The organism is Clostridium sp. TF06-15AC (assembly GCF_003481165.1).
Taxonomy (GTDB): Bacteria; Bacillota; Clostridia; order Lachnospirales; family Lachnospiraceae; genus Otoolea; species Otoolea fessa.
Window position 1 is genome coordinate 64,644 of sequence record NZ_QUKS01000008.1, and the last position, 15,349, is coordinate 79,992.

A 15,349-nucleotide genomic window follows, 5' to 3' on the forward strand; every position below is an offset into this window, starting at 1 on the left:
TAAAAAATATAGTAAAATCGGCTGAGAGATGGTATAATAAAATCAAGAATTGCGGATCAAAACGCGGGAAAGGATGTGGAGTGTATGAATAAATTTGATATGATGAGCAAAGATGCGCTCTCCAGAGTAGAAGAGATCATGAATGCAACCAAACTGAATGAATTCCTTCACAGAAAAGAAGAAGAGGAGAAACAGAAAAACTGTATTCTCTGGATTTTAGCCATTATCGGTATTGTAGCAGCAGTTGCAGCGATTGCATACGGCGTATATCGTTTCTTTACTCCAGATTATCTGGAAGATTTCGAGGATGACTTCGATGATGATTTCGACGACGATTTCTTCGAGGATGAGAGCGACGAGAAAGAAAAGAAAGACTGATTGTGATAATTTAGTCAATGAATCAGAATAAATACTGCGCGGAACCGGAAAATCGGTTTCACGCAGTATTTTTTATGCCATAGGAAAGTTTGTAGATAAGTTTGTATTTTTTATATCTTGGAAAAAGAAAAAAATTCCTGTATACTATAAAGATATGAATTAGAACCGCAGATGGAAATTAGCTGTGATTTGAAGAATCATTTGCAGTTGGTGATTATAGTGCGGTAAAAGCCACTGAGAGAAGGAGCTATATAGTTATCAATGAAAAAAGGTGAGATTTACGAAGGAACTGTAGAACGGATTGAGTTTCCAAATAAGGGCATAGTTGTGATAGATGGAGAGAAAGCGATCGTCAAAAATGCGCTTCCGGGACAGAAGATCCGGTTCCGTATCAATAAAAAGCGCGGCGGTCGATGCGAGGGTATGCTTTTGGAGGTTGTCGAGCACTCAAAGTTAGAGACGGCAGAGGATGTATGCCCGCATTTCGGTATCTGCGGCGGATGTCTTTATCAGCCGATTCCGTATGAGGAACAGCTTGCGATCAAGGAAAAACAGGTTCGTTCCCTTCTGGATGCGGTATGTCCGGAATATGAGTTTGAGGGCATCTTAGGCAGCCCGCTGGTGCAGGGCTACCGGAATAAGATGGAGTTTTCCTTCGGTGATGAGGTCAAGGATGGTCCTATGTCGCTGGGAATGCACAAGCGCGGCAGTTTTTATGATGTGGTTACAACCGGCGAATGCCATATCGTGCATCCGGATTTTTGCAAGATTCTTGTCTGTACAAAAGAATATTTTGAGGAAAAGAAAGTTGGATTTTATAAAAAAATGCAGCATACCGGCTATTTGCGCCATCTTCTGGTGCGCCGTGCGATCAAGACAGGGGAGATTCTGGTCGATCTGATCACGACGACACAGACGGATACCTTTGAGGGAACCGAGGAAGCACTTTTACGGGGATGGACGGAGCGCCTGCAGGCACTTCCTATGGAGGGAAGCTTTGCGGGCATTCTGCATACCAGAAATGATACATTGGCGGATGCCGTAAAAGATGAGGGGACGGACATTCTGTTCGGACGCGAGCATTTTTACGAAGAGCTTTTAGGGCTGCGGTTCCAGATCTCGCCGTTTTCTTTTTTCCAGACGAACTCATTGGGCGCGGAGGTACTGTACGAGAAAACGCGTGAGTATGTGGGTGAGACGAAGGGAAAAGTCGTATTTGACCTTTACAGCGGCACCGGCACGATCGCGCAGATCCTCGCACCGGTGGCGGAGAAAGTAGTCGGCGTGGAGATTGTCGGGGAAGCAGTCGAGGCAGCCCGTGAGAATGCGGCGCGCAACGGACTTGGCAACTGCGAATTTCTGGCGGGGGATGTCCTCAAGGTGGTGGACGAGCTGGAAGAAAAGCCGGATCTGATCGTTCTGGATCCGCCGCGCGACGGAATCCATCCGAAGGCGATCGGAAAGATTTTGAATTTTGGCGTCAGCCACATGGTTTATGTGTCCTGCAAACCAACCAGCCTTGCGAGGGATCTGGAACCGATCCAGGCGGCAGGATATCAGGTGGATAAGGTGTGCTGCGTGGATATGTTCCCGCATACTGCCAATTGTGAGACGGTGGTTTCATTGACGCGGAAGAAATAAGAGCCCAAAATGGATGTGGGAAAAATGGGTGAAACAAAAGAGAATGAAATAAAACCAGATACAGCAGATTGCCAGGTACAGGAGACAGCTGTGCAGCGCCGGAAGAGGGAGACTTTACTGCGCGAACAGACGCCGGATGCCCTGTGGGAAGCGATTCTTGCATTTGAGGGGGCAATATTTTACACGGCGAAAGGGCTGGAATATTCGTACACGATCCGGGGCAACGAGATGTTTGTCAGCCGGAAAGAAAAGTCGGTCACGCGTGCAAGCATCCTGGTGGCGTATAAAAAAGCGCAGGAGCTTGGCTGCGTGACCGGACCAAAGCAGCTGGGAGTGTTTGGGGCAAGCTATCTGTATCCGGTGTTCCTGAGGCTGGGGATTATCTGCGCCAGTGCTGGTTGATTTCCGCCCCGAAAAACAGGATGCAGATGCAGGCGTACAGCCACAGCATCAGGATCACGACGGCGGTCAAGCTGCCGTACATATAAGAATAATTACCGAAATAGTTGAAGTAGATGGAAAATCCGTAGGAACATCCGATCCATCCGACGGTGGAAATCAGCGCACCGGGAAGCTGGAGACGGATATCCTGCCGTTCATAGGGCAGCCAGGTGTACAGCGCGACGAAAAAGAGCGTCAGCAGCGCCAGCGCAAGAAACGTCCGGAGACTAATCAGGCAGGAAACGAATCTGTCCAGCATCGGAAAGTAACGGAATAGCAGGCGCTGCAGGGAGGAACCGAACACCATCAGAACCAGGGAGAAAATGCACATCAGGAGAAAAACGATGGTATAGCCAGAGTTGATGATACGTCCTAAAAGGTAATTTCTGCGCTTGCGGCAGCCGATGATCCGGTTTAAGCCGCGCTCGATCCCAAGCATGCCGCGGGCAGCCGACCAGATGGTTGCCACGGTGGTAACCGAGAGCAGGGCGGCCGGGGATACGGTCTGGATGTCCTGGATTACCGATTCAATCAGCGGATGGATGCTGGAGGGAAGAAGCTGTGTCATCACGTGCATCAGATCCTCCGGGCTGACGGCGGGGATGAGCTGGATCAGCGTCAGCAGAATCATGATAAAAGGTGCGGCGGAGAGAACGATAAAAAAAGAAGCCTGGGCGGCGTACACCGTGACTTCGTCTTTGATGAAATCGTTGTAAATCCGTTTACAGTTCAGGAGAAAAGAAAGCATGGAAAACCTCGCTTGATTTATGTTATTAAGAAAATATCCGTAACCGGCTCATTTCCCTTTGAAAAATGGCTGACGATAGGTGAATGCCATTTCAGTGTTGTTAAAAGTATATTATCATGAGGTCGAAAAAATAGCAACGGATTTGCCTGTCTTGACGAAAACACCGGTTTCCCGTATGATAACAGGATAGAAATGATTCGGGTCTGCAGGGCATAAGGATGGCAGTGATGCGGACAGCAGCAAAAATCAGCCGGCAGCCAATTGGAAGATGGGACATGGGAGGAAACAAAATGATCGCAATCACAGCATGTGCGGTGGCACTGGCAGCCGTGACAGTGGGGCTTTTGCTCCGCTCGGAATATGAAAAAAAACATTTTGTGACCGACCAGTATGAGATAGAGAGTCCGAAGCTGCCGGATGGCGCTGCGTTCCGCTGCGTATTTTTGTCGGATCTGCATGATAATGTGTATGGAACGGACAATGAGCCGCTGGTGGCAGCGATCCGCGCATTCAAGCCGGATGCGGTGCTGATCGGCGGCGATATGATGGTCTGTAAAGGAAAAGGAGATTTAACCGTCACGGTATCGCTTCTGGAAAAATTGACCTCCTTTGTGCCGGTTTACTATGCGAACGGAAATCATGAGGAGCGGATGAACCGGGAGCGGGATGTGTACGGAGATTTGTATGATCGGTTCCAGATGGAATTAAAACGTCTGGGGGTTCATTATTTGTCGGATCGGAGCGAGGAGATCAATCCGTGGATCCGGGTGACTGGGTGCAATTTGCGGGAGATATATTATAAGCATCATTTCACGGTGCCGGAACTGCCGATGGAAGAGCTTTCGGAGCGGGTTGGAACTGCGGCAGAGAAGACGTGTTTTCAACAGATGAAAGAATCGTTTTTTCCTGACTTGGCGGAAAAGGAGCGAGAAGCCGGACATGAAATGTATGAGATATTATTATTTCATTCTCCCCTCTTTTTTGAGACCTGCCGGAAATGGGGCGCGGATCTGACGCTTTGCGGACATTTCCACGGCGGAACCATCCGGATCCCGGGGCTGGGAGGCGTGATGACGCCGCAGTACCAGTTTTTCCTGCCATGGTGCGCCGGACGGTTTGATGCGGACGGAAAGACGATGATCGTCAGCCGGGGGCTTGGGACGCATTCGATCAATGTGCGGCTGAATGACCGGCCAGAGCTGGTTTGTGTGACGTTGCGGGGAAAACAATAGAGAGATTCTGGTTATTGTACACGGGTAGGCACTTTTGGAACCGAAAGTGCCGTAAGAAAACGTGGTGGCAGCAGGAATAACTCTTCGGCACAGGTGGATGTATACGGAATTTGGTATATGATTGTAGAAAAAGCTGGCTAAAAGAAGGAGTTCGGAAAGAATGGAAATTTCCTATAAATTAGATAATTTTGAAGGACCGTTGGACCTGCTGCTTCATCTGATTGAAAAAAATAAAGTAAGTATCTACGATATTCCGATCGTCCTGATTACGGAGCAGTATCTGGAATATGTTAATCAGATGGATCATGAGGATCTGGATGTGGTCAGCGATTTTCTGGTGATGGCGGCGACGCTTCTGGACATCAAATCGCGGATGCTCCTTCCGAAGGTGGAAAAAGAAGAGGAAGAAGACGAGGAAGATCCGCGCGCCGAGCTGGTGCGCCGGCTGTTGGAATATAAGATGTATAAATATATGGCGCAGGAGCTGGAAGAGCGGGAGCAGGAGGCAGAGCTTCTCTTTTTTAAGGAACCGACGATTCCCCGGGAGGTGGCGAAATATGAAGAACCGCTGGATCTGGACAAGCTTCTGGATGGTCTGACGCTGGCAAAGCTGCAGAAAGTGTTTGATGCGGTCATGAAGCGGAATGCCAATAAGCTTGACCCGGTGCGAAGCCGGTTCAGTACGATCCGCAGGGAACCGATCAGCCTGGAGCAGAAGGTAAGGTCGGTGCTTTCTTATGCGCGGGAACACCGTCATTTTAAATTCAGCGATGTGCTGGAGAGGGAATCCGATCGCCTGGAGATAGTCGTGGCGTTCCTGGCAGTGCTGGAGCTGATGAAGATGGGACGGATTCATCTGGTGCAGGAAAAATTGTTTGATGAGATGCAGCTCGATACGGTGGATGTGGATGAAACGGAAGACGAGGCAGAGCTGGAACTTTCGACGGAGGAAGGAGAAGAGTATGCCAGAATTAGATGAAAAACGCGAGGAAGCCATCGTGGAATCGGTTCTCTTTACAATGGGAAAATCGGTTGAGCTGCGCCAGCTTGCGGCGGCGCTTGGGACGGATACAGAGCGCGCGGAAGCGGCGGTCAGACGATTACAGAGCCGTTATGAGGCAGAAAAGCGGGGCATGCAGATCACGCAGCTGGAGGACAGCTGGCAGATGGCGACCCGCGCGGAATATTATGAGAATCTGATCCGGGTGGCAGCAACGCCGAAGAAGCAGATTTTAACGGATGTTGTGCTTGAGACACTCTCGATCATTGCTTATAAACAGCCGATCACGAAGCTTGAGATTGAAAAGATCCGCGGGGTTAAATCGGATCACGCGGTCAATAAACTGATTGAGTACAATCTCGTTTACGAGGTAGGGCGTTTGGATGTGCCGGGACGTCCGGCATTGTTTGCGACGACGGAGGAATTTTTGCGCCGGTTTGGAGTCGGATCGACGAAAGAACTGCCGGAACCGGCACCGGGACGAATCGACGAGTTCCGCATGGAGGCGGAGGAAGAGCTGAAGTTTGAGGGGAAACTGCCGGAAGAGGCAGAGAAGGAAATGAAATATTAACGTTTTCTTAACAATATTCATTCAATTCTGACATTAACAGATTCTTAACATCATATTTCTGTATTTTCTTGTAACTTTTTGTAGCCAACGTGGAAAATGAGGTCAACACAAACAAACAAGCAGCTCTTTCAAATCGCTACATAAATGAAAGAAGCCAGCAAAACAAAAGGGGGAATTGTTTATGTTGACACTTGAGCTTGATATGTATCAGGCGTGTGCTCTTGGCGCACTGGTCTACTGTCTGGGAAGATTGCTTGTACAGAAGCTGCCCTTCCTGAGCAAGTATTGTATACCGGCTCCGGTTGCGGGCGGTGTCGTATTTGCATTCGCTCATCTGGCGTTGTATGCAACAGGAGTTCTGGAGCTTTCCTTTGATACAACCTTACAGAGCGTATTTATGACGATCTTCTTCTGCAGCGTCGGTTTTACCGCCTGCTTCCGTCTGTTAAAGAAGGGCGGCGTTCAGGTATTTATGTTTCTGGCGCTGGCAGTTGGTATCTGTATCGTGCAGGATGCAGTCGGCAGCGGTCTGGCAGCAGCGTTTGGTCTGAATCCGCTTCTCGGCTTATGTATGGGTTCTATGCCGTTAGTTGGAGGTCACGGAACGAGTGGTTCCTTCGGACCGCTTCTGGAGCAGGAATGCGCAGTTGTAGGCGCAACTACAGTTGCCTTGGCATCCGCTACATATGGTCTGGTATCCGGCAGTATGATGGGTGGTCCTATCGCCCGTGCCCGTGTTGAGAAACACCATCTGAAATCAACCGCAGCCGAGGAAGGCAATGCAGTTGACGAAGTAGCATCGCCGATCGACGGTCAGAAATTCACCACCGCGGCTGTATTCCTTGCAGTTGCAATCGGTGTTGGTACCTTCATTTTCGCGTTCTTTAAGAGCATTGGTCTTACATTCCCGACTTACATCGGTGCGATGCTGGCAGCAGCCGCTATCCGTAATATCTGGGATGTACAGCACAAAGATCTTCCGATGGAAGAAGTTGACGCACTGGGCGGTCTGTCCCTGAACCTGTTCTTAGCGATGGCAATGATGAGCCTGAAGCTGTGGCAGTTAGCAGCTCTGGCGCTTCCGATGATTGTTATCCTGTTAGTTCAGACGGTTGTTATGTTCCTGTATGCAAACTTCCTTGTATTCAACATCATGGGCCGTGATTACGAGGCAGCTGCAATGACCACCGCATTCTGTGGTTTCGGTATGGGCGCAACCCCGAACGCAATGGCAAACATGAGAGCACTGGTAGAGCGCTATGGTCCGGCTCCGCGTGCATTCTTCATCGTACCGTTAGTAGGAAGCTTATTCGTAGACTTCTTTAACTCCATGGTACTGACTACTTTCATGAACCTCTTATAATTTGACGGCTGGTTCAGCAAAGTATCCATTTAAAATATTCTGATATTGAAGTAGCTCCAACCTATTTCCTTCCCGGCGGTTCTGGATTTCCAGGCCGCCGGGATTTTTCGCGTGCAACGAGCGAAAGTCCGTGCCTGCACGAATTAATACTTTCGGAAAACGCGCGCGTGTGGTATTATAGAGAAACTGGAAAGTTGAAAAATATTTTTCGGGGAGGTGCTTTGTGAAAAACAAACCTGCAAGGCAGCCATTACCGGATAAAATGTGACATAAGAAAGGATTTCATACAGATATGAACAGCATGAACATAAAGATCAAATATTTCACAGACGCCATTGACCGCCTCGCCTACATTGACGGCAAATCTGACTGGATCGACCTGCGTGCGGCGCGTGAGGTGGTGCTGAAAAAGGGTGATTTTGCCCTGATTCCGCTTGGCGTGGCGATGGAGCTGCCGAAGGGCTATGAGGCGCATGTAGTTCCGCGCAGCAGTACCTTTAAAAATTTCGGCATCATCCAGACCAATCATATGGGTGTGATCGATGAGAGCTACTGCGGAGACAATGATCAGTGGCATTTTCCGGCATATGCGCTGCGTGATACAGTGATCCATGTCAATGACCGCATCTGCCAGTTCCGCATCATGGAGCATCAGCCGAAGATCGTATTTGAGGAGACGGAGAAGCTTGACAATAAAGATCGCGGCGGGATCGGAAGTACGGGAAAGAATTAATAAAAAGGTTTGGTAAAAAATGAAGCAGATAAAGAGGTTAAAACGAGAAAAAGTAAGTCTTTTTCTGGCAGCAGCGGTGCTTTCACTGGGCATCCTTTCCGGCTGCGGCGGTGAATCGAAGGAAGCGAAAGAAGCGCGTATGACCGGAATCGAGCAGTTAAATGCAGGTAATTATCAGGATGCGATTGATTCGTTTGGAAAAGCGCTGGATGAGAGCGATGGGATCGTCAATTCTTTTGAGCTGGATGTTTTAAAATACCGCGGCGAGGCAGAATACAAACTGGCGGATTATAAGGCGGCAGCGCAGACCTATGGAATTCTGGCGGAGGTAGACGGCGGAAAAGCGGAATACCTCTATTATAAAGCGGCATCGGAGGCAGCAGACGGACAGGCGGAGGATGCCGAAAAGGATTTTGCGGCAGCGGAGGAAAAGGCGAAGAACAGCAAAAAGAGCAGCGCCACGGCTCCGGGTGTGAGTCTGGCGTTTACGGCGCTTGCGTCGGCGGCGCGGGATGCCGGGGATAGTGAGCTCGCAGCCCAGTACTGCAATCAGGCGATCGAGCGCGGCGTGTCGGGGCCGGAGATTTATAATCAGCTTGCGATCAGTGAAATGGAGGCTGGCGATTATGAGAGCGCGATGTCCCATTATGAGGAGGCGCTTTCGCTGGCGGACAGTGAGACGGCGCTGGTAATCCGGCAGAATATTGCGGTTCTCTATGAGAAAGAGGGCGATTTTGCGAAGGCGCTGGAACAGTTTAAGGAGTGCCAGGCAGCCGGTGCGGACACATCGGAGGTGCAGAAGGAAATCCGTTTTCTGGAAAGCCGGTAAATATTGGAGGTAATATGGCAGAATTGTTCGATATGAAAGAACTGGAGGAGCGCGTCATTCTGGTGGCGGTCAGCACCTCTGATGAAGATGATACGGAGGCGTCCCTGGATGAGCTGGAGGAACTGGCGGATACCGCCGGAGCGACGGCGATCGGGCGTCTGGTGCAGAACCGGGAGAAGATTCATCCAGGCACCTATCTGGGCAGTGGAAAGATCGGGGAACTGCGGGAGATGGTCTGGGAAATGGGCGCAACCGGCGTGATCTGCGACGATGAACTGTCCCCGGCACAGCTTCGCAATCTGGAATCGGCGCTGGATACGAAGGTAATGGACCGGACGATGGTCATTCTCGATATTTTCGCGGCGCATGCGACGACGAGCGAGGGAAAAATTCAGGTTGAGCTGGCACAGCTGCGTTACCGCGCAGCGCGCCTGGTCGGTCTGCGCAGTTCCCTGTCCCGTCTGGGCGGCGGTATCGGTACGAGAGGACCGGGTGAAAAGAAGTTGGAGATGGACCGCCGTCTGATTCATGAGCGGATCGGGCAGCTAAAGTCGGAACTGGAAGATGTCAAACGCCACCGCGAGGTGACGAGAAAACAGCGCGACCGGAAATATACGCTGTCGGCGGCGATCGTCGGCTACACGAATGCCGGTAAGTCAACGCTTTTAAACACCCTGACGGGTGCAGGAATCCTGGCACAGGATAAACTGTTTGCGACGCTGGATCCGACGACGCGTGGATTAAAGCTGGCGAGCGGACAGGAGATCCTGCTGACAGATACGGTCGGATTCATCCGCAAACTGCCGCACCATCTGATCGAGGCGTTCAAGAGTACGCTGGAGGAGGCACGTTATAGCGATATTGTCCTCCATGTGGTCGATGCGTCGAATCCGCAGATGGACACGCAGATGTATGTCGTATATGATACGTTACGTCAGCTGGAGATCGGCGATAAGACGGTGGTAACAGTCTTTAACAAGATGGATCAGGTGGAACAGCCGGAGACGCTGAAAGATCTGCATTCTGATTATCAGGTGCAGATTTCTGCGAAGACGGGCGCGGGGCTGGATGAGCTGAAGGATATTCTGGAAATGATTCTGCGAAACCGCAAGATTTATCTGGAAAAGGTATTTTCCTACCAGGAAGCCGGACGCATCCAGACGATCCGCAAATACGGTCAGCTTTTAAAAGAAGAGTACCGGGAGGATGGCATTTACGTGGAGGCGTATGTGCCGACGGAGCTCTACGCAGGGCTGATGCGCTAACAGGCAGATGATAGGTTACCGTGTTACGGTTCACGTATACGTGCCCAGTAACGGAATTTGCCGTGGCTTCGCATTTAAATACGGCAAATTCCTGCTGCCACCACGTTTTCTTACGGCACCTTTGAAATTCCCGGGAATTGACTTTTTATTTTAAATTTGTTAGAATGTAGCATATTTATGGCTGTACAGAATGCTGGAAGGCAGATGCGTACAGATCCATACGGTAAAGAGGTGTGCGGGGAAAAACCGTATGCCTCTTCTTCATGTTTTGGCGGATGCTAAGAAGTTGTTAAGATGAAGAGAAAAGAGATGACAGGGCGCAGGCTGCTTGTGTCGGATGGAATGACCGCACAAGTTTGCAGACATCTGGGATAAAGGAGTTAGAAGATACAGAATGGAACAGAAGGGACAAAACGGACAGGAACAGATTCTCGTCGGAATTGACGTTGGCTCAACGACGACGAAGGTGGCAGTGATGGAGGTGGCAACGGGGAAAGTCCTGTTTTCGGACTATACACGCCATCACTCGGATCAGCTTCAGAGTGTGTCGAGAGCTGTAAAATTGGTGAAAGAGACGCTTGCGGGGCGGTCATTTCTGACGGCGATGACCGGTTCGGGCGCAAAGCACCTCTCGGAAGAGCTGGAGATCCCTTATGTACAGGAGGTAGTGGCGAACTCGATCGCCTTGAAAGCCATGTACGGGGAAATCGGAACGGCGATCGAGCTGGGTGGACAGGATGCGAAGATTATCTTTTTCCAGAGGGATAAACGGACGGGCGAGCTGCAGGTCGCAGATATGCGGATGAACGGAAGTTGTGCTGGCGGTACAGGTGCGTTTGTGGATGAGATTGCTTCTCTTCTTAAGACGCCGGTTGAGGAATTTGACGCGCTGGCGGCACAGGGAACAACCGTATATGATATATCCGGACGGTGCGGCGTGTACGCCAAGACCGACATCCAGCCTCTTTTAAATCAGGGGGTTAAAAAATCAGATTTGGCGCTTTCCTCCTTCCATGCGATTGCCAAACAGACGATCGGCGGTCTGGCACAGGGACTTTCGATCGAGAAGCCGGTCGTCTTTGAGGGCGGTCCGCTGACCTTTAACCGGACGCTGGTGCGCGTGTTTGCTGAACGTCTGGACCTTCGTCCGGAGGAAATTTTAAGTCCGGACCGGCCGGAACTTCTGATTGCCTGCGGTGCGGCGCGTGCGGCAGTGAAGCTTTTTTCGAAGGAAGAGGCGCTCGCCACGGCAGACGGACTGTTAGATCGGATCGAGAAGGTGCGTGCGGCGCGCGAGGAAGCAAAGAAACAAAGTGAAGCCGGAAATGGCGATGAGATGGCGGAGGGCACGTTCCGTTCCCGTCCATTTTTTGCCGACCAGGCGGCGCAGACGGAATTTCAAGAGAGACACAGACGCCCGGAACGAAAAACAGTATATCCGCAGCCAGGCAGTACGCTGCGGGCTTATCTGGGTATTGATTCGGGCAGTACGACGACAAAATTTGTCCTGTTAGATGAGAATGAGGACCTTCTGGATTCCTTTTATGCGCCGAATCAAGGCGATCCGCTGACGGTGGCAAAGAAAGCATTGATTGCGATGCGGGAAAAGTATGCGTCCCACGGCGTGCGGCTGGAGATTTTGGCAGCCGGGACGACTGGTTATGGAGAAATGCTGTTTTCACGTGCATTTTCGGCCGAGACACACGCGGTTGAGACGGTGGCACATGCGCGTGCGGCGGCAAAATACACGCCGGATGCGACGTTTCTTCTGGACATCGGCGGTCAGGATATGAAGGCAATCTGGCTGGATAATGGCGTTATCACGAATATTGTCGTGAATGAAGCCTGCTCCTCCGGCTGTGGGTCGTTTTTGGAAAATTTTGCATCTTCCCTGCATATTCCGGCGCGGGAGATTGCTGAAAAGGCATTTTCTTCGCAGCATCCGGCTGCGCTCGGAAGCCGCTGTACCGTCTTTATGACGAGCAGTATCGTGACGGAGCAGAGAAATGGAAAGCTGCCGGAGGACATCATGGCGGGGCTGTGCCGTTCGATCATTGAAAATGTATTTACAAAGGTTATCCGTGTGTCGAACCTGGATTCTCTGGGAAAGAGGATTGTCGTACAGGGCGGAACGTTTGAAAATGATGCGGTTCTCTGTGCGCTGGAACAGTATGTCGGCCGCCCGGTGATCCGGGCGCCGTATCCGGGCATTATGGGGGCGATCGGTGCGGCGCTTTTAGCGAAGGAAGAAGCACAGAGCCGGAAACAGCCGCATTTTACCAGTTTGGATCAAATGGAGTCCCTGACCTGGCAGCAGGAGGCGAACGTGCCGTGTCCGTTCTGTATGAACCATTGTCAGCGTGCGGTGGTGCGGTTTTCGAATGGAACCTCATGGATCACGAACAACCGTTGTGAGCGGGGCGAGATTCTTGGCGATCCAAAGGATGTGAAGGTGCGCGAGCGACTGAAAATAGCGTCCGAAAACCGGAATAAAGTGCCAAATCTCTATAAATTGCGGGAAGAACTCCTGTTTGCAGATTATCTGGATCAAGCGGAAGAGGGGGACGCATCGTCTGCAAAAAGTCATTCAGAGCGGGCAGCCGCTAAGACTGGTCTTGTGCCGAAGGCTGTGTCTGATACTGTGCGGCGAAATATAACCATCGGTCTGCCGCGCGTCCTTGCTTTCTGGGATACGATGCCGTTCTGGACGACGTTCTGGCGTTTTCTGGGCTTTGAAATTCAGATTTCATCCCCGAGCACGCACAAGATGTTTGAGGAAGGCTTAAGCGCGGTAACTTCAGATACCGTCTGCTTTCCGGCAAAACTGGTGCACGGGCATATCCGCGATCTGGTAAAGAAGAAAGTGGATCGTATTTTTATGCCGTCGATTGCGGCGATCGGATCGGAAAATACGGAATCAACGAGCGAGTCCATGTGTGCAGTCGTGAAGGGATATCCGCTTGTGATCCGCAACTCGGATTCTCCGGAGAAACAGTGGGGCATTCCGTTTGATGCACCGTTATTTTACTGGTACAGGGAGGAAGATAAAGAACGTCAGCTTATTACATATATGGAACAGACATTTTCTATCCAGCCGTCGGAAACGAAAAAGGCGGTTCTTGCAGGAAATGATGCGATGCGGCAGTTTGGGAGCCGCCTGAAAGAGGCGGGAGCGAAGGTTCTGGAAGAGGTGGAAAAAGAGGGGCGCTATGCGGTGGTGCTGGCGTCAAGACCGTATCAGAATGATACGCTTGTCAACCACAGCCTGCCGGAGCTTTTGACCGAGTTCGGCGTTCCGGTTCTGACGGCAGATTCTGTTCCGGGCATTGAAAATGTGGATTTAAGCCACAGCCGTCTGGATGTCGTAAACAATTACCACGCGCGGATGCTGGCGTCCGCGGTTCTGGCGGCACAGAGCCAGAATCTGGAATATGTCCAGTTTGTAAGCTTTGGATGCGGGCATGACGCATATTTGTCGGATGAGATCCAGCGTATGATGCGGGAAATCTCCGGAAAATCACCGCTGATCCTGAAACTTGACGAGAGCGAGGTACAGGGACCGCTGCGGATCAGGGTGCGTTCCTTCCTGGAGACGATCAATATGCGGCGGAAGAAGCGGGAGATGGCGGAGAGGCTGCAAAACCAGCCTGGAACAAGCCGACAGGAGAATGCGGGCGGCGGAAATGAATGCGGGACGGCTGCGTTGGGACCAGACATTCAAAAATCCTGGCAGGTTCACGAACTTTCGGATCCATATCCGGTTAAATTTGAGGCAGAAGACCGCAAGAAGCGCACGGTTCTGGTTCCGAACACCTCCCACGCGTTCTGCCGGATTATGTCGGCGGCATTGAAAACACAGGGAATCCGGGCAGTTCCGCTGGCGGTCGGCAGGGAAGAGGCGATCCGCCTCGGAAAGCAGTATGTCCACAACGATATCTGTTTCCCGGCGCAGATTGTCATCGGCGAGGCGCTGGCAGCACTTCGGAGTGGTCAGTATGTGCCATCTGAGACGGCGATCGGTATGGGAAAATACATCGGTGACTGCCGCCTGACCCATTACAGTGCGCTGCTTCGCAAGGCGCTTGACGACGCCGGCTACCCGGAGGTGGCGATTCTGACGAACGATGACGTCGATTATCATGATCTGCATCCGGGCTTCCGGATGAACCTTGTGTCGGCGATCCGTCTGGCGGGAGCGCTTCCGATGATCGATATTCTGGAAGAGCTGCTTCGCAAGATCCGCCCGTATGAGAAGGTTTCCGGAAGCAGCGATCAGGCATTTGACGAGGCGATGGATTTCGTCGTGGATGGTCTGGAGCAGCATGGGCTTTCAGGCGCTCTGCGAGGCTTTAAAAAGGCGATCCAGCGGATGAATGCGATCGAATATGACCGGAGCCAGCCGCGCCCGCGCGTCCTGATCATCGGCGAGTATCTCCTCAATTTCCATCCGGGCGCGAATCATGAGATTGAGCGCTACCTGGAGAAAAATGGATTTGAGATTATCGAGGCGCGGATGACGGATGTTATCCGGAAAACGTATTTCTGCCAGGATGAGCAGATTCGGACGTATCATCTGAAAAAGCCGTTTGTCAAGAAAAACTGGTACCATGTGGCGAACCGGGTATTTGACGCTGCGCACGCGGCAGCGGATCGGATAGCGAAACAGCATCCGCTCTATACGCCTGTCTGCCGCCTGCCGGAACTGGTAAAGGAAAGTGACCCGATCATCCCGCACACCTTTGATGCGGGCGAGGGCGTGCTGATTCCGGGCGAGATCCTGCACCATGCGGCGCATGGCTGCCGGGCATTTGTGATTTTACAGCCATTTGGCTGTCTGCCAAACCATGTGGTAGGACGCGGCATCGTAAAAAAAATGCGGGAAATGTACCCGGACGCCCAGATCCTGCCGCTTGACTACGATCCGGATGTGAGCTTTGCCAATCTGGAAAACCGCCTGCAGATGCTGATTATGAATGTGAAAGAAAGAAGCGTGGACACGGTTGCCTTGCCGGACGTGGGGCAGAGAAGCCCCGTGGAGACTATGAATAGAAAACAGAAAAACGCCGATAATAAAAAGCAGAAAGTTTCCTGATTTCGGGTTAGACAAAAATAGAAATCACATAAGCCCACGCGGCGGAAAGGGACAGG

General features: G+C 51.4%; 12 protein-coding genes. 11 read left to right on the forward strand and 1 reads right to left on the reverse strand.

What is annotated here, in order from left to right:
- Positions 1–84 precede the first annotated feature (84 nt).
- The 3 genes from DXC57_RS13950 (at position 85) to DXC57_RS13960 (ending at position 2,421) form a co-directional block, all read left to right on the forward strand.
- On the forward strand, positions 85–378 hold the full coding sequence (locus DXC57_RS13950) for a hypothetical protein (RefSeq protein WP_022359751.1): 294 nt from the start codon (positions 85–87) through the stop codon (positions 376–378).
- 261 nt (positions 379–639) lie between these two features.
- A complete protein-coding gene (gene rlmD / locus DXC57_RS13955) occupies positions 640–2,019 on the forward strand; it encodes a 23S rRNA (uracil(1939)-C(5))-methyltransferase RlmD (RefSeq protein ID WP_118653184.1) in 1,380 nt (459 codons plus the stop codon).
- A 24-nt stretch (positions 2,020–2,043) separates the two neighbouring features.
- Positions 2,044–2,421: a hypothetical protein gene (locus tag DXC57_RS13960; protein WP_118653244.1), complete on the forward strand. Its 378-nt coding sequence runs from the start codon at positions 2,044–2,046 to the stop codon at positions 2,419–2,421.
- Here the strand turns inward: DXC57_RS13960 and DXC57_RS13965 are convergent.
- A complete protein-coding gene (locus DXC57_RS13965) occupies positions 2,399–3,208 on the reverse strand; it encodes a YihY/virulence factor BrkB family protein (RefSeq protein ID WP_118628753.1) in 810 nt (269 codons plus the stop codon). The two genes, DXC57_RS13960 and DXC57_RS13965, sit on opposite strands and share 23 nt — an antisense overlap.
- A gap of 290 nt (positions 3,209–3,498) precedes the next feature.
- On the opposite strand from DXC57_RS13965, the gene DXC57_RS13970 reads away from it, so the two are divergent.
- The 8 genes from DXC57_RS13970 (at position 3,499) to DXC57_RS14005 (ending at position 15,293) form a co-directional block, all read left to right on the forward strand.
- The gene (locus DXC57_RS13970) at positions 3,499–4,440 is read left to right on the forward strand and encodes a metallophosphoesterase (protein WP_118653246.1); all 942 of its coding nucleotides are present in this window, start codon (positions 3,499–3,501) and stop codon (positions 4,438–4,440) included.
- Between the two features lie 160 nt (positions 4,441–4,600).
- The gene (locus DXC57_RS13975; RefSeq protein WP_117795115.1) at positions 4,601–5,419 is read left to right on the forward strand and encodes a segregation/condensation protein A; all 819 of its coding nucleotides are present in this window, start codon (positions 4,601–4,603) and stop codon (positions 5,417–5,419) included.
- The gene (scpB, locus tag DXC57_RS13980) at positions 5,403–6,011 is read left to right on the forward strand and encodes an SMC-Scp complex subunit ScpB (RefSeq protein ID WP_118467432.1); all 609 of its coding nucleotides are present in this window, start codon (positions 5,403–5,405) and stop codon (positions 6,009–6,011) included. Before DXC57_RS13975 ends, scpB begins: the two co-directional genes overlap by 17 nt.
- 181 nt (positions 6,012–6,192) lie before the next feature.
- Positions 6,193–7,374, forward strand: a complete 1,182-nt coding sequence (gene gltS, locus DXC57_RS13985) for a sodium/glutamate symporter (protein WP_118653186.1) — start codon at positions 6,193–6,195, stop codon at positions 7,372–7,374.
- A gap of 301 nt (positions 7,375–7,675) precedes the next feature.
- Entirely contained in the window at positions 7,676–8,107 is a 432-nt protein-coding gene (locus DXC57_RS13990; protein WP_117795742.1) for a dUTP diphosphatase, read from the forward strand.
- Between the two features lie 19 nt (positions 8,108–8,126).
- Complete coding sequence (locus DXC57_RS13995; protein WP_118653188.1) at positions 8,127–8,936, forward strand: tetratricopeptide repeat protein; 810 nt, start codon at positions 8,127–8,129, stop codon at positions 8,934–8,936.
- A 14-nt stretch (positions 8,937–8,950) separates the two neighbouring features.
- Positions 8,951–10,201: a GTPase HflX gene (gene hflX, locus DXC57_RS14000; protein ID WP_118472464.1), complete on the forward strand. Its 1,251-nt coding sequence runs from the start codon at positions 8,951–8,953 to the stop codon at positions 10,199–10,201.
- Between the two features lie 394 nt (positions 10,202–10,595).
- The gene (locus DXC57_RS14005) at positions 10,596–15,293 is read left to right on the forward strand and encodes an acyl-CoA dehydratase activase (protein ID WP_118653190.1); all 4,698 of its coding nucleotides are present in this window, start codon (positions 10,596–10,598) and stop codon (positions 15,291–15,293) included.
- The last annotated feature ends 56 nt before the right edge of the window (positions 15,294–15,349 follow it).

Excerpts from the sequence above, each read along its gene's own strand:
- DXC57_RS13950 (WP_022359751.1), top strand. The coding sequence starts at position 85 with ATGAATAAATTTGATATGATGAGCAAAGATGCGCTCTCCAGAGTAGAA.
- rlmD (WP_118653184.1), top strand. The coding sequence starts at position 640 with ATGAAAAAAGGTGAGATTTACGAAGGAACTGTAGAACGGATTGAGTTT.
- DXC57_RS13960 (WP_118653244.1), top strand. The coding sequence starts at position 2,044 with ATGGGTGAAACAAAAGAGAATGAAATAAAACCAGATACAGCAGATTGC.
- DXC57_RS13965 (WP_118628753.1), bottom strand. The coding sequence starts at position 3,208 with ATGCTTTCTTTTCTCCTGAACTGTAAACGGATTTACAACGATTTCATC.
- DXC57_RS13970 (WP_118653246.1), top strand. The coding sequence starts at position 3,499 with ATGATCGCAATCACAGCATGTGCGGTGGCACTGGCAGCCGTGACAGTG.
- DXC57_RS13975 (WP_117795115.1), top strand. The coding sequence starts at position 4,601 with ATGGAAATTTCCTATAAATTAGATAATTTTGAAGGACCGTTGGACCTG.
- scpB (WP_118467432.1), top strand. The coding sequence starts at position 5,403 with ATGCCAGAATTAGATGAAAAACGCGAGGAAGCCATCGTGGAATCGGTT.
- gltS (WP_118653186.1), top strand. The coding sequence starts at position 6,193 with ATGTTGACACTTGAGCTTGATATGTATCAGGCGTGTGCTCTTGGCGCA.
- DXC57_RS13990 (WP_117795742.1), top strand. The coding sequence starts at position 7,676 with ATGAACATAAAGATCAAATATTTCACAGACGCCATTGACCGCCTCGCC.
- DXC57_RS13995 (WP_118653188.1), top strand. The coding sequence starts at position 8,127 with ATGAAGCAGATAAAGAGGTTAAAACGAGAAAAAGTAAGTCTTTTTCTG.
- hflX (WP_118472464.1), top strand. The coding sequence starts at position 8,951 with ATGGCAGAATTGTTCGATATGAAAGAACTGGAGGAGCGCGTCATTCTG.
- DXC57_RS14005 (WP_118653190.1), top strand. The coding sequence starts at position 10,596 with ATGGAACAGAAGGGACAAAACGGACAGGAACAGATTCTCGTCGGAATT.